The sequence below is a fragment of the Chloroflexus sp. genome, assembly GCF_056331925.1.
Genome location: NZ_JBWGQH010000007.1, coordinates 104882 through 119518 on the forward strand (window position 1 = coordinate 104882; position 14637 = coordinate 119518).

Annotated in this window: 11 protein-coding genes; 6 read left to right on the forward strand and 5 right to left on the reverse strand. The window is 55.0% G+C overall.

The annotated features are described in order from the left end of the window. Positions 1 to 261 precede the first annotated feature (261 nt). Complete coding sequence (gene aceB, locus AC01ZF_RS05525) at positions 262 to 1860, reverse strand: malate synthase A (RefSeq protein WP_424674631.1); 1599 nt, start codon at positions 1858 to 1860, stop codon at positions 262 to 264. A gap of 185 nt (positions 1861 to 2045) precedes the next feature. Here aceB and minC point away from each other — a divergent pair, with 185 nt between their 5' ends. The 6 genes from minC to AC01ZF_RS05555 all read left to right on the forward strand — a co-directional run bounded on the left by minC (position 2046) and on the right by AC01ZF_RS05555 (position 8359). After that, entirely contained in the window at positions 2046 to 2708 is a 663-nt protein-coding gene (minC, locus tag AC01ZF_RS05530; RefSeq protein ID WP_424674630.1) for a septum site-determining protein MinC, read from the forward strand. A gap of 9 nt (positions 2709 to 2717) precedes the next feature. Next, complete coding sequence (gene minD / locus AC01ZF_RS05535) at positions 2718 to 3518, forward strand: septum site-determining protein MinD (RefSeq protein ID WP_015942465.1); 801 nt, start codon at positions 2718 to 2720, stop codon at positions 3516 to 3518. A gap of 15 nt (positions 3519 to 3533) precedes the next feature. Beyond that, on the forward strand, positions 3534 to 3809 hold the full coding sequence (gene minE, locus AC01ZF_RS05540) for a cell division topological specificity factor MinE (protein ID WP_424674629.1): 276 nt from the start codon (positions 3534 to 3536) through the stop codon (positions 3807 to 3809). Between the two features lie 101 nt (positions 3810 to 3910). Beyond that, positions 3911 to 5071, forward strand: a complete 1161-nt coding sequence (locus AC01ZF_RS05545) for an AI-2E family transporter (protein WP_424674628.1) — start codon at positions 3911 to 3913, stop codon at positions 5069 to 5071. A 9-nt stretch (positions 5072 to 5080) separates the two neighbouring features. Next, positions 5081 to 6499, forward strand: coding sequence for a GTPase Era (gene era / locus AC01ZF_RS05550; RefSeq protein ID WP_424674627.1), 1419 nt, complete (start codon positions 5081 to 5083; stop codon positions 6497 to 6499). Between the two features lie 327 nt (positions 6500 to 6826). After that, positions 6827 to 8359, forward strand: a complete 1533-nt coding sequence (locus AC01ZF_RS05555) for a serine/threonine protein kinase (protein ID WP_424674626.1) — start codon at positions 6827 to 6829, stop codon at positions 8357 to 8359. Positions 8360 to 8435: 76 nt separating this feature from the next. On the opposite strand, the gene acs is transcribed toward AC01ZF_RS05555, so the two are convergent. From acs to AC01ZF_RS05575, 4 genes are all read right to left on the reverse strand, one after another. Next, on the reverse strand, positions 8436 to 10370 hold the full coding sequence (gene acs / locus AC01ZF_RS05560; RefSeq protein WP_424674625.1) for an acetate--CoA ligase: 1935 nt from the start codon (positions 10368 to 10370) through the stop codon (positions 8436 to 8438). Between the two features lie 203 nt (positions 10371 to 10573). Next, on the reverse strand, positions 10574 to 12475 hold the full coding sequence (prpE, locus tag AC01ZF_RS05565) for a propionate--CoA ligase (RefSeq protein ID WP_428112757.1): 1902 nt from the start codon (positions 12473 to 12475) through the stop codon (positions 10574 to 10576). A 130-nt stretch (positions 12476 to 12605) separates the two neighbouring features. Further along, positions 12606 to 13448: a universal stress protein gene (locus tag AC01ZF_RS05570; protein WP_424674623.1), complete on the reverse strand. Its 843-nt coding sequence runs from the start codon at positions 13446 to 13448 to the stop codon at positions 12606 to 12608. An 8-nt stretch (positions 13449 to 13456) separates the two neighbouring features. Further along, positions 13457 to 14632 (reverse strand): hypothetical protein, encoded by a 1176-nt coding sequence (locus tag AC01ZF_RS05575; RefSeq protein WP_476575192.1) that lies wholly within the window; start codon positions 14630 to 14632, stop codon positions 13457 to 13459. Positions 14633 to 14637 lie beyond the last annotated feature (5 nt).

Below are 14637 nucleotides of genomic sequence, written 5' to 3' on the forward strand. Positions count from 1 at the left end.
CATACCATCCTCCCCGTGTCATGTCGAGCGCAGCGAGACATCTTTGTAGTGCGTTGAAGCGGTAGATTGCTCGCTCCGCGCGAAATGACAGGGGGGCACCTGACCAGGTCACGATGAGCGCAGCATACCATCCTCCCCGTGTCATGCAGTACATTCTAGAGAGCACAGCGCAACAAGAGCAAGCGAGGGAGACGCTCGCGTGGTCAAATTACAATGTCCCTTACCGGCTCGGCGTATTCAGATGACCATCACCAAACCGTATTACGGAATACGGTCATACGCCGGCAACGTCAGAAACTCGACGAAGTTTGGGTCGGTAGTGATTTCATCGAACAGTTCGGCGGCCTCTTCGTAGCGACCATCTTCGTAGGCCGGGCCGAGAATCTCGCGTACCTTCGCCAGCTCTTCGGGAAGCATTTGCCGGAACAGTTCCACGGTCACTTTACGACCATCCTCCAACACTCCCTTCGGGCTGCGGATCCACTGCCAGATCTGAGCGCGCGATATTTCAGCAGTCGCCGCGTCTTCCATCAGGTTGAAGACCGGCACACAGCCATTACCGGCCAACCATGCGCCGAGGTATTGAATCCCGACATTGATGTTGAGCCGTAGTCCCTGCTCGGTAATCGGTTCACTCGGGCCAAAGGCCAGCAGATCGGCGGCTGTCACGTGGACATCATCGCGTTGGCGGTTAATCTGATTGGGAGTGGGCATCAGGCGATCAAAGACCTCCATCGCGACAGAGACGAGGCCAGGGTGAGCCACCCACGTACCGTCATGCCCATCGTTTGCCTCACGCTCCTTATCGGCACGCACCTTTGCTAACGCTGCTTCATTTGCTGCCGGGTCGTTCTTAATCGGGATTTGCGCGGCCATCCCCCCCATGGCATGCGCTCCGCGCCGATGACAGGTCTTAATCGCGAGCAGCGAGTACGAACGCATGAAGTGCGTTGTCATTGTGACCAACGCGCGGTCGGCGAGACAGAAATTGGGGTCATTGCGAAACTTCTTAATGCACGAGAAAATATAGTCCCAACGTCCACAGTTGAGGCCGGCTGAGTGTTCACGTAGCTCGTAGAGAATCTCGTCCATCTCAAACGCAGCCAGAATCGTTTCGATCAGCACGGTCGCTTTAATCGTCCCTCGTGGAATACCGCGCAATTCTTGGGCCAGCACAAAAATGTCATTCCACAGCCGTGCTTCCAGATGACTCTCGAGCTTGGGTAGGTAGAAGTATGGTCCGCCCTGTACCTCAATAGCCGTCTGTGCATTGTGGAAGAAATAGAGGCCGAAATCGAAGATAGCACCGGCGATCGGCTCACCATCGACCAGCATATGCTTTTCCGGCAGATGCCAGCCGCGTGGGCGGACAAACAAGATCGCCGGATTGGGGTTGAGTGCGTAATACTTGCCTTCAGGACTGGTATAGGTAATCGTCCGGCGAAGAGCATCACGCAAATTGATCTGTCCTTCGATCTGGTTTTGCCATGTTGGCGTATTCGCATCCTCAAAGTCGGCCATAAAGACCTTCGCCCCTGAGTTGAGCGCATTGATGATCATCTTGCGGTCAACCGGACCGGTAATTTCAACGCGGCGGTCGTTGAGTTGAGGAGGGAAGGGTGCAATCGTCCAATCGCTTGCGCGGATATGGGCCGTTTCAGGAAGAAAATCAGGCCGTTCACCGGCGTCGATGGCTCGTTGCCGTTCAGTACGGCGGGCGAGTAATTCAAGCCGACGTGCATTAAAGCGACGATGTAGGGTAGCGAGGAACTCTAAGGCTTCAGGGGTGAGAATCTCGGCGTACTCTGGAGTGATGGGTGCGGTGATGGTTACACCGGCCGGAAGGTGGGGGGTGGCCATACAACCCTCCTTTCATAATACGGAAAACATTTCCGTGTACTATTATACCAGAAAAGGTTACTCCATGGTGCAGGTTTGCGTTATGAGCAGGTTTGACCGTGTCTCTGCTCAGTGACATTAGGAAATTGCCGCTATCCTGTGCTATAATTGGCTAGAATTATGCGTTCTATAAGATTAGGATGACCATGAGCGACTTGATTACCATCAAAGGCAGCCGCGATGGGCTACGGCTTCGTTTAGATGCCAACGCTGCATGGTCGGAACTGTTGCGTCGGCTCGACCATCACCTTAGTGAACGGCGCAGCTTCTTTCACGGTGCCAGTCTGGTGATCGATCTTGGTGAGCGTGAAGTCTCTGCGTTGCAGCTCGAAGAGATGCTGGCTTTGATCCGCCAGCATGGGGTGCAAGCAACCGCGATTGATTCGTCGGAACGAACAACACGGATGGCGGCGCGGGCGGCCGGTTTGGCGACACGCCCTCTACCGCGCTATACCGAACCGACTCCGGTGGTGGAATCTGAAGCCTTGATGGTCATGCGTACATTGCGTTCGGGTCAAGTCTTGCGTCATACCGGTCACCTCACCTTGATCGGCGATGTGAATCCCGGTGCCGAGATCATTGCCGGTGGCAGTGTTGTGGTCTGGGGGCGGCTACGTGGGTTAGTGCATGCCGGTGCGTTGGGTGATCCTACGGCAATTATCTGTGCCCTCGACCTTAGTCCAACCCAGTTGCGCATCGCCGATTTCATTGCGCGTCCGCCGGATCGTGATAAAATGAGCCGCCCTGAGTTCGCCCGGATCGCCGGCGGCGAGATTGTTGTTGATGGATGGGAAGCGTTCAAGCGTTAGCGGGGTTGTATGGGACGAGTCATTACCATCACTTCGGGTAAAGGGGGTGTTGGCAAAACGACGACCACTGCCAATTTGGGGACGGCACTCGCGATGCGGGGAGCACGCGTGGCTGTAGTAGATGCCGATATTGGCCTACGAAACCTTGACGTAGTGATGGGGCTCGAAAACCGCATCGTCTACGATCTAGTGGATGTGGTTGAGGGTCGGGCCCGGTTGCGACAGGCGTTGATTAAAGATAAACGGTTACCTGAATTGTGTCTGTTGCCAGCTGCCCAGACTCGTGATAAAGACGCGGTTAACGCGCAGCAGATGATCGATCTGACGAACCAACTACGTGCTGAATTTGACTTTGTCTTGATTGATAGTCCGGCGGGGATCGAAGCCGGTTTTCGTAATGCGATCGCCGGAGCCGATGAGGTCATTATTGTAACGACCCCGGAAGTGTCGGCGGTGCGCGATGCCGACCGTATTGTGGGTTTGGTGGAAGCGGCCGAAAAAGGGCCGGCCTCATTGATTATCAATCGGATCAAGCCGCGGCTAGTGAGCCGTGGTGAGATGTTGTCGGTTGAAGATGTGTTGGAGTTGTTGGCGATCTCGCTGCTCGGTATCGTGCCCGAAGATGAGACGATTGTGATCGCGACGAATCGTGGTGAGGCTGCTGTTTACGATGCCAATTCGCTTGCCGGTCGCGCGTATATTAACATTGCGCAACGACTATCCGGGGAAGATGTGCCGGTGATGGCGATCCCTGACCAACAGGGAGTCCTCGATCGTCTGCTCGGTTTGTTTGGACGGCGACGGATATAGACGAAAGGAGTGCTCGTGTCCTTTTTGAATGGCCTCTTTGGTCGAAAACGCGATTCGAGCGCCGAACTGGCTAAGCAGCGGTTGTTGACGGTGCTGATCGATGATCGCTATAAACTGACTCCAGAGATGATGGCGCAGATGAAAGCCGATCTGGCAGAGGTGCTGAAGCGCTATTTGCCGGCGATCGATGCCGAGCAGATCGAGGTGACGCTTAGCCGCGGTGAGGCCCACGATTTGCTTAAGGCCGATGTGCCGTTGCGCCGCACGTTAGAGGGCCCGTCACATCGGTAACTGCACTGTTCGTTATTCTCGGTATAATGAAGGGCAGCGAATCATCGAATGTGGTGATTCGTTTGCCCGTTTTCTGTTAATCGGGGGTTGAGGAAATCGCGATGGAAAATGACGCACGACCGATCCGCTTTTCTTATCAAGCAAAATGGATTACAAGCGCAATTGTTGTTGGGTTAATAATCGTTTTCTTGCACGAGATTACGCATATTTTGCCGCCGTTTATCGGAGCAATTATTACGGCGTATCTGTTTAATCCACTCATCGGTTGGTTGCACCGGCGTACCGGCATTAGTCGGGCGATCTGGATTGTGATCTTGTATATTGTGGCCGGTTCTGTGCTCTATGGACTGTTTATCGCTCTCTGGCCGCGCATCGGGCAACAGAGTCGCGATTTGGCGGCGAGTGCACCGATGATAATTCGTGAATTGACTATCTGGTTCGAGCAGAATGAATCGATTGTTCTTGGCGATGTAGTGATTAGCCTTGCTCCGCTCGAGGCACAGTTGATCGGGTTGATCCGTGATATTGCTGGTTGGTTGAGCGGGAATGTGCCCAAGATTGTCTTTTCAGCGCTCGAAAGTGTGATTTATCTGTTGGTCTATTTGATTATTACATTTTATCTGTTGTTACAAGCACCACAGTTGAAGGAATGGGCACGGAATCTAATCCCATCGCCCTACCGACGTGAAATTGGTGATCTCGGCTATCAAATAGATCGCGTGTTTAATGCCTATATTCGAGGGCAATTAATTCTCATCGTGATCATGTCGGTTCTGCTCTATATTCCGCTCTCGATTTTGCAGGTACCATACGCACTCGTGATCGCGATTGCCTCCGGTGTGCTCGAGATTTTACCGATTATCGGGCCGTGGTCGGCAGCCGGGATTGCGATGATGGTGGCGTTGTTTCAGCCGGTTACACCGTTTGGGTTGTCGAATGTCTCATTGGCGATTCTGCTCGGTGTTATTTATTTCGTGTTACGCCAGATCGAGGATCATTTCATTATTCCTAATGTTATGGGGCCATTGGTGCGTTTGCATCCGGGCGTAGTTATCTTTGCCATTCTGGCCGGCGGTGCTTTGGCCGGTGCATTTGGCCTCTTTATCTCGATCCCAATCGCGGCTGTCATTCGGATTATTCTCAGTTATCTCTATCGGAAGTTGACCGATCAGCCCGAACCCCCGTCGAGCGCCGATCATCCCAACCCGGCTCCTCAGGCTGAGCCGGTGGTCGGTGAGGCTGCGCTGAGTTCACAAGGATAAGGATAAGGTATGAAATATTGTTCGCTGGATCAAGATGTCGGTACGCTGTACTTCTATTTTGCCGATCTCGCAGAGGGCCAGGTGGTGGCAGCGATGGAGTATCCCGCCCACCTCCTCCTCGATGCCCAAGGAGCTATCTTTGGCTGTCGGATCGATCTGGACGATGATGTCATTCTGAGCCAGCTCGAATTGGTGCTCGATGGGCCGTACAACTGGCTCGATGGTGAGTATGGTCATCTCTATGTCCGCGTCGCCGATGAAGAGCCGGCGGAAGTAGTGGCGCTGCACGACGTTGCTGTGCTTGATCTCGATGCCGACGATGTGGTGCTCGGGATTGAGGTATTGCTGTCGGAACAGTGGCGTACTTCCGAACGACTGTCGCGTTTGGCTCCGCTGATGGTGTCTTTCGACGATGAGCCGGTTGCCGGTGAGGGGCCAATTGTGTTTACCCCTACGTCTCCTACCGAGGAAGAAGCTCAGGAAGAAGGCGTTGAAGGTATTGAAACCTTGGCGGATACGACTGTCCCCCTCGACCAATGGCGTTCCGGTTTTGTCGCTCTCGTCGGTAAGCCAAATGTGGGTAAAAGTACGCTGCTCAACGCCCTGCTCGGTCAGAAGGTAGCGATTGTCTCACCACGCCCGCAAACAACCCGTGTGCCGGTGCGTGGTATTCTATCGCGGCCCGGCGAACAGATTATCTTTATCGATACGCCCGGTATTCACGAGCCAAACCACCGGCTCGGTAAGCTGATGGTTGAGTTGGCCGAGCGAACCTTGCCCAACGCCGATGTGATCTGTTTTATGGTTGATATTAGTCAGCCACCGAGCCGACTCGACCGTATGATTGCCCAGGAAGTCCAGCGGGCGCACGGTCATAAGCTGCTCGTCCTGAACAAGGTTGACCAAAAGCCACGCCAACCTGGGGCGAATTACTTACCGGCGTACCGTGAGTTGGGTGAGTGGGAGATGGAGATTGCCATCTCGGCTCGTCGCCGGCTGGGATTGACGGCATTACTGAGCGAGATCGGTCGCCGGCTGCCATCAGGGCCACCTCTCTACCCACTCGATCAGATCACCGACCAAACCGAACAGCAACTCGCTGCTGAGTTTGTGCGCGAGAAGGCACTCTTCTATTTGCAACAAGAAGTTCCGCACGCAATCGCGGTTGAAGTTGAGGAGTGGATCGAGAAGGAAACGGCTACGTATATCCGCATGACGATTAATGTGGAAAAAGAGAGCCAAAAGGGCATCCTGATCGGGGCCGGTGGGAGTATGCTGAAGAAGATAGGTAGTGCAGCGCGTACCTCGATTGAGCGGATGTTGGGCCGTCCGGTCTATCTCGATCTGTGGGTGAAAGTGCGGCATAACTGGCGAGATGATCCATCGGCACTGGGGTGGCTCGGTTACCGGGCGAAGAATTTTCTGTAGTTGAGTGTAACGTGTACCGAGCGCCTTGCCGATAGTTCGGTTGATAGTGGCGCACTTCACATTGGTGCTGCGTTGTGTCAAAGGTGGAATGCGGCAGCCTTGTTGCCGCACCCCATTAAGAGGTACGGCACATCGCACAATGCGGTAGGATGTGATACGATAGTTGTGAGGCAGCGTATACCGGCTATTCGTTGATGATGTCTCCACCTGCCTGATGAAGCATAGGACGCGAGCTGCTGCATACTTCAATTGCAACTTTGCCACCGGCAATTGCGTATGATCCGTTAGATTAGCCCATTCTCATACACCGTAAAGCGTGCTAAAACAATGGCAAGCCACCGCCCGTCTCCTGCTCTAAACCAAAGTCCTGGGGCTGAGGTGACCAGCATCCTCTGTCCTATCTGTCTCAAGCCGAACCTGCGGCGGGCACGGTTTTGCCAGCACTGCGGTCACGATGTTGTGCTGAATAATGACCAGCCCAGTGATCATCGTCGCTATGTGATTACACGCATCATTAAGCGCGGCGGTCAGGGTGCTGTCTACGAGGGCATTGACCAGGACGGCAATATCTACGCGATTAAAGAGATGCTCGACCGCTTTACCGACCCAAAAGAACGGGCCGAAGCGGTTGAACGATTTAATGCCGAGGCGGAGTTGCTGCAACAGCTCCGCCATCCGCGTATTCCCCGCGTCTACAGCCACTTTACCGATGAAGGTCGCCACTATTTAACGATGGACTTTATTCGCGGCGAGGATCTCGAACAGATCGTCGAACGCGAGGGTCGGATTGATGAGCAGCGAGTACTACGGTGGGCCGATGAGCTGTGTGATGTGCTTGGGTATCTGCACAGCAAGGGCTTGATCTATCGCGATATGAAACCCTCAAATGTGATGATTGAACCGAGCGGTGACATTAAGCTGATCGATTTCGGTATTGCTAAGCTTTTCAAACCTACCGAACGTGGTACACAGATCGGTACACCGGGCTATGCCCCGCCTGAGCAGTATCAGGGGCTGGCGACGCCACAATCTGACATCTACGCATTGGCCGCAACGTTACACCATCTGCTGACCGGGCGCGATCCGACCCAAGAAATGCCTTTTTCATTTCCACCGGTTCGTTCACTGGTACCGACTATTTCGGAACGGACAAGTGCGGCACTCGAAAAGGCGTTGCAGAAGGTGCCATCGGATCGCTATGCGACGATGGAGGAGTTTCGTACTGCGCTCATTCCACGTGTCCAGCTCCAGTCGCAACCGGTACAGGTACGTGTCGCACCGTCGGCCTCGGCCAAAGCGCCAGTACCGGCACGACCGGCTGCACCGGTTCTACCGCCGCAACCGGTGGCGCCCCCTGCCCAACCGGTCCAAGCGGCTGCACCGGTTCCACCGCCGCAACCGGTAGTATCCCCTGCCCAACCGGTTCAAGCGGCTACACGCACGCGACCATCGAGGCGGATGGCATTTGGGCAAGTTGTCGTTTCCCTGATCCTACTCGCCTTGATTGGGTTGACCCTCGTGAGTAGCTATGTGATCGCCGTGCGGCCAAGTTGGGCCGAACCGCTGATTGCACCGATATTGAGTACGACGGAACAATCCCGTTCACCAACCGGTGAGCTACGCGCAGTCGAGTATGACCTAGAGGTGACGGTACCGGCGGATGCTAATCAGCAAGCCTTGCGAGAAGCGTTTCTACAAGCCTATCGCGAACGGATACGGAGCGAGTTTGGGGAGACTGCCCTGATTAACCCTAACGTACCAATCAGCTATATCGTTCAACCAAAACCCATTGATCAACGGGATGGTCAAATTACTTACCGTGCCCGCCTGACGGGTAGAGTCTGGGTGCAAGAGCCGTAGGACGGTGAGGTAAGAGAACAATGTGGGGGCGAACCGCGATGGTTTGCCCCCTTCATTATGCCGGCACGGAATAGCGTTACTCTTCGAGCGTTGAAATATCGCCTTCGGGTAGGCCCAACGCACGGGCACGCAGTACACGGCGCATAATCTTACCGGAGCGTGTCTTGGGTAGTGACGTTACAAAGGTAATCGAGTCGGGGCGAGCAATCGGGCCAAGCTCGTGACCAACGTGTGCGCGCAGTTTTTCTTCCAGCTCGTGGCTCGGTTCGTAACCGGCACGCAGAATAACGAAGGCGTGGATCGCGTTGCCCTTCACCTCGTGCGGCAACCCAATCGCGGCGGCTTCGGCAACTGCGGGGTGGCTGACCAACGCACTCTCGACTTCGGCGGTGCCCAGCCGGTAGCCGGACACCTTGATCACATCATCGAGGCGGCCAATTACCCAGATATAGCCGTCCTTATCTTTCCGTGCGCTGTCACCGGCAGCGTAGTACGGCGGCACCTTCTGCCAGTAACCTTCGACGTAGCGCTGTGGATCGTACAAGATCGTGCGCATCATTCCCGGCCACGGTGTCTTGATCACCAGCAGACCATCTTCATCGGGTGCGCAGGGCGTACCATCTTCATGCACCACATCGACCTCGATGCCGAGGAAGGGGCGGGTCGCCGAACCGGGTTTTAGCGGTACAGCCGGGGTCGGTGTAATCATAAAGTGGCCGGTCTCAGTCTGCCACCACGTATCCATGATGGGGCAGCGATTATGGCCGATCTTTTCGTAGAACCACTTCCACGCTTCAGGGTTAATCGGCTCGCCAACCGAACCGAGCAAGCGCAGAGTGCTAAGATCGTGGCGCGAGGGCCACAAATCGCCGAAGCGCATCAAGCCGCGAATAGCAGTCGGGGCCGTGTAGAGGATGGTAATCCCGTGCTTGGCGACCATGCTCCACCAGCGATCGGGGTATGGATAGTTGGGAGCGCCTTCGTACATAAACGAGGTAGCACCGTTGATCAGGGGTGCATAGACAATAAACGAGTGGCCGGTAATCCAGCCTGGGTCGGCGGCGCACCAGTAGCGATCTTCGTCTTTGATGTCAAACACAAACTTGAGCGTCGTATAGGTACCGACCATATAGCCACCGTGGGTGTGTACTACACCTTTGGGTTTACCGGTTGTGCCCGATGTGTAGAGGATAAACAGCATATCCTCGGCGTCCATCTCTTCGGTGGGGCAATGGCCGTTGGCAATCGGCAAACCGAGGAGATCGTGCATCCAGAAGTCTCGCCCCTGCTCCATTGGGGCACCGTGGTTGGTGTGGCGGAAGACGAGACAGGTTTGGACGGTGGGAGTCCGGGCCAACGCCTCGTTCACGATCTTCTTCAGTTCGACGATCTTGCCGCGCATGTAGCCGCCATCGGCAGTGATCAGCACCTTGCTCTTGGCATCGGCTAAGCGGTCAGCAAGCGCCGCTTCCGAAAAGCCGCCGTAGACCACACTGTGAGCGGCGCCGATCTTAGCACAGGCCAGCATGCTAAACATCAGCTCAGGGATGCGGGGCATATAAATGGTAACAATATCGCCCTTCTTCACCCCCATGCTCTTCAGCACGTTGGCAATCCGCGACACCTCGTAATTGAGCTGGTAATAGGAATAGGTGCGCTGGCTCCCATCCTCACCTTCCCAGATCAAGGCCAGCTTGTTCTTGCGCCACGTCTTGAGGTGGCGGTCGATTGCATTGTAGACGATATTGGTTTTCCCACCAACAAACCACTTGTAGAATGGTTTGTTGCTATCATCGAGCACCTTATCCCACGGTTTGAACCACTCTAGCTCACCGGCCATATCGGCCCAAAACTCTTCGCGGTGGGTGATGGTCCACTCGTATAGTTCATCGTAGGAGTTGAAGCCCTTGCTGCGAGCATACGCCATCACGTTGGATTGCTCAACCAGCGCCGGATCAGGGTAGTACAGTTCACCGGTGTCAGGCAGCGCCACATCGCGAGTCTCAGTCATGAGTCGAACCTCCTTGTTGCGTGTTTGCGCGGCAGTTCAAGCGAATGGATACACGAATTATAGGCGTGGCCGCGCCTCCATGTCAAACCGTATCTGTGTGGATATTTTCACAATAGCGCAAGATTGTGAGCAGAGATTAAAGTTCCAGTAAAGTTTTTGTGAACGAGCGCACCTTACTATCCGAGGTAAGGTGCGCCGATGCCTTATGAGAGATCGCTGCGGAGCATTGCGATTGCTTCGCGCACCATATCGACGGTGGCATCGTCTTCGATGGTGCTGAGATCGCCAATATTGTCACCCTGATAGACAGCGCGGATTACGCGGCGCATGATCTTACCCGACCGCGTCTTGGGCAGCATGCTGACAAAGTGAACTGCTTTAGGCGTCGCGATGGGGCCGATCCGCTCGCGTACCAGTTGTCGAATTTCGTTAGCAATGTCGTCTTGCATTTGTGGCGTGATATGCTGTTTGAGCACGGCTACAACCAACACATCCTCGCCTTTAAGCTCGTCGCGTACACCGATCACACTCGCTTCGGCGACCGCCGGATGCGCCGAAACTACCTCTTCGATTTCGCGGGTACCGAGGCGGTGACCGCTCACATTGAGCACCTCGTCGGCGCGACCCAGCATAAACAGGTAGCCGTCTTCATCTTGAATGGCGTAGTCGCCAGTCATGTAGCGCAGTTTGTCTTTGAAATAGCCCCAGTATCCCTTCACAAACCGCTCGTCATCATTCCAGAGTGTGAGCAATGTACCAGGGGGCAATGGGCCGTGCTCGACGAGAAAGCCTTTCTCACCGGGTGGCACACGGTTACCATCAGCGTCAACCACCTCAAGACGATGACCAAATGCCGGTTTTGTCGGCGACCCCGGTTTGATCGGCAACAGCTCGACACCGACCGGGTTCGTCACCATCGGCCAACCGCTCTCGGTCTGCCAGTAGTGGTCGATGACCGGTACGCCGAGGGCTTGAGTTGCCCACTCGTAGGTCGGTGCGTCGAGTGGTTCACCGGCGGCGAAGAGGATCTTCAGCGAGCTAATGTCGGCATCACGCATCCATTGCTCAGGGAACTTACGCAACGCGCGGAGTGCCGTCGGTGCAGTGAAGACGTGGGTCACACCGTACTTCTCGATCACCCGCCACCAGACACCGGGATCGGGGTGATCGGGGCGACCCTCGTACACGACGGTGGGCACACCTTTCAAGAGAGGGGCATAAACAATATACGAATGGCCGACGACCCAACCGATGTCACTGGTACTCCAGAATACGTCACCGTCACCACAGTTATAGATGGTGCTCATGCTGGCGTAGAGTGCCACCATGTAGCCGCCAGTGTCGCGTACTACCCCTTTAGGCTTGCCAGTGGTACCGGAGGTATAGAGGATATACGAGGGATCGGTACTGAGCATACGGGCCGGCTCAATGTATCGCTCACCGCGTTTAGCTAACTGCTCATACCAATCGAGATCGCGCCCCTTCTTCAGCTCAACCGGTACGATACCACGGTTGAGGACAAGCACATCGCGCACGCTATCGGTGTTAGCTTCTTCGAGCGCCTTATCCACGATCTCTTTCAACGGAACCGGCTGGCCCTTGCGCATCCCAGCATCAGCAGTGACGATCAACACCGGCTCGGCGTCATCGATCCGCGAGGCGAGTGAGGTAACCGAAAATCCGCCGAAGACTACCGAGTGGATAGCGCCAATGCGAACACACGCCAACATGGCAAAGATCGCTTCGGGTACCATCGGCATGTAGATGATCACGCGGTCGCCTTTTCGCACGCCGAGATTGTGGAACAGACCAGCAAGCCGATTCACTTCGCGGTACAGCTCGAAATAGGTCAGGGTGCGTGATTGGCCGGTCTCAGCGCTCTCCCAGATCAAAGCTGCTTGTCCGCGTCGTCCGCCAAGCGCGTGACGGTCAACTGCGTTGTAGCAGAGGTTCGTCTCACCACCGACAAACCAACGGGTGAACGGTGGGTTGCTGTTATCGAGTACCCTATCCCACGGTTTGAACCAGTGCAGTTCGGCAGCGAACTCAGCCCAGTAGCCTTCGGGGTCTTCAATCGATCGGCGATAGACGGCTTCGTAGCCCACAGTGCTCCTCCTCTGCCAGTTAACACACATGTGTACGCGGAAAACGAATGGTTACCTTAATTATATCATTGTGAAGTCACATACGAGTATCTGAACGCTACTCAACGGTTCGTTGGGTGTCAGCACCGCCTTATTGTGCTGCGCTCTTTCCGGTTACCAACACCGGCACCGGGCTGCGCTCAAGCAAATCGCGCGTCACATCTTGGAATGAAAGGCGCTGGATCACGCGGAGCCAGCGCTGATCGGCCGGTCTCCCTATCGGTGTCGGTTGATGACTTCCGATGACAAGGAGATCGTAGTGCTGACATTCGGCGAGTACCGTTTCTTCAACAAGGCCGTTGAGGATTTGGAGATGGGCGGTGATCCCTTGAGCTTGTAAGCCGGCAACCAGTTGATGCAGCGTCGTACCGGTCATCTGATCAAGGTTGAGCACATCCTCACCTGAGAGGGGTGAAGCAGCAAACCCTTCAAAATAGACTAAATCTTGCGAAGAGACATGCAACACTGTGACCGTCGCATGGTAGGCGCGGGCCAATTGACCGACGAGGGGAATGCTTTGTAACGCTTGTTCACCACCGGCGCTAGCGACGATGATCTGATGGATCGGTTTGACCTTCCCCTGAACACGCAAAAACGGTATCGGTAATGAGCTAAGTACGTTCAATTCACGACGCCGTTCGCGCCAGCCGAGAAGGGTTGTCGGTGAGGTAAAGGCTGGAATGAGCAGCAGATCGGGTTGCTCACGTTGAAGTGCTGTTTCAATAGCGGCGGCGAAGGTATTCCCGTGTGTCTGGAGGTGGACGGTCAGGTCAGCTATGAGCGGTAATTGGCCGAGTGCTTCATGCGCCAACTCGGCTTCGTCTTGAGGAGTAATCAGGGTCACGCGATGGGCTAATGCGGTGATCAACGGGATGGAGAGCAAGATCAGCTCGTTCCGTTGTGCATTCTGCCCGGCATACAAGGCAATATGCATTGTTGTCCTCACCATCGTACAAATAGCAGCACTAGCGGTATGGCAAATATCAGGCCTAAAAAGCCGATCAGACGCGGCGTAGAGCTAACAATAAACGCTTCAGTGCCGAGCACAATGCGGGCAAAGGGACGGTAGCATAGCAAGAGGATCACTAGGGAAAAGAAGGTGACACACATCATTTCGACGAAGACAATCGTAAACGCCGCGGCGCCGCCAATGATGAGCGCGGCGACGAGGGTGTCGATGAAGGTCGTGATGTTTGCTCCCATAATGTAGGGTAGTGCATTTTCACGCCGGATAAGGCCTCGTATCGTGAGGGGCACCAACATTGATAGGGAAACCGAGACGGAAAGGGTAAACGAGGTAATCAATGCGCCGAGTAAGAACATCGCCCATGGCCGGTAGAGTAACTGTCCTACCTTACCAAACACGCTTTGCTCACCAGGTACATCGGGGATGGCACGGTCGAGCAGACTAAACGCACTCAGGAGGATCAGGGCGCCGATGATTAACAGCAACCAATCGGGTGAGATATGAACGATGAATGCTACGACGGGATCGACGATAACGTCAATCACCGAATTGAGCGGGCTGTCAACAGTGGCTGTCATCACTCCGATCCATTGGGATTGGAGCAACCAGTAACCGAGCACCAATGCAGGTATGTAGATAGCTGCCGTTGTAAGCAGTGCCAACACCCCGATTGCAACACTCGCTGCGCGTTGGTGGCCGCGCAGATGGTAGAGAAAGCCAACAAACAAAACGATAAAGGATGCACCAAGCCGCGAGCCGGTGATCATCGTAAAGGTTTGCAACCCATCGATCGTGCCTGAGGCGAAGAAAGCCACCGCGATGGCAGCAACCGGCGATCCACTCAGAAAGATGTAAGCCAGCAGCCAACCAAAACCGAGCGCACTGCCCAGTGAGGTGATATTCAGTTGTTCAACGAGCAACTTGCCATAGCCGGCTGCACCGCGTTTGAGCAATTCTAATGCGAGCACAAACAGCAGGAGACCGATCAGTGCGTAAGCAAGACGCTGCACCACGGTTAACCAAGTGGGTTTGTGTACACCGATGGTAATCTCGCTCGTAGTGACGGGTTTTGCCGGTGTCACGCTCTGCTGCTCTTCGGCTAGCACCGTTGCCGGGAGGGAAGTGGTCTCGCGTGGGGGAGGTTGTTCCATTCGTA

Excerpts from the sequence above, each read along its gene's own strand:
- aceB (WP_424674631.1), bottom strand. The coding sequence starts at position 1,860 with ATGGCCACCCCCCACCTTCCGGCCGGTGTAACCATCACCGCACCCATC.
- minC (WP_424674630.1), top strand. The coding sequence starts at position 2,046 with ATGAGCGACTTGATTACCATCAAAGGCAGCCGCGATGGGCTACGGCTT.
- minD (WP_015942465.1), top strand. The coding sequence starts at position 2,718 with ATGGGACGAGTCATTACCATCACTTCGGGTAAAGGGGGTGTTGGCAAA.
- AC01ZF_RS05545 (WP_424674628.1), top strand. The coding sequence starts at position 3,911 with ATGGAAAATGACGCACGACCGATCCGCTTTTCTTATCAAGCAAAATGG.
- era (WP_424674627.1), top strand. The coding sequence starts at position 5,081 with ATGAAATATTGTTCGCTGGATCAAGATGTCGGTACGCTGTACTTCTAT.
- AC01ZF_RS05555 (WP_424674626.1), top strand. The coding sequence starts at position 6,827 with ATGGCAAGCCACCGCCCGTCTCCTGCTCTAAACCAAAGTCCTGGGGCT.
- acs (WP_424674625.1), bottom strand. The coding sequence starts at position 10,370 with ATGACTGAGACTCGCGATGTGGCGCTGCCTGACACCGGTGAACTGTAC.
- AC01ZF_RS05570 (WP_424674623.1), bottom strand. The coding sequence starts at position 13,448 with ATGCATATTGCCTTGTATGCCGGGCAGAATGCACAACGGAACGAGCTG.
- AC01ZF_RS05575 (WP_476575192.1), bottom strand. The coding sequence starts at position 14,632 with ATGGAACAACCTCCCCCACGCGAGACCACTTCCCTCCCGGCAACGGTG.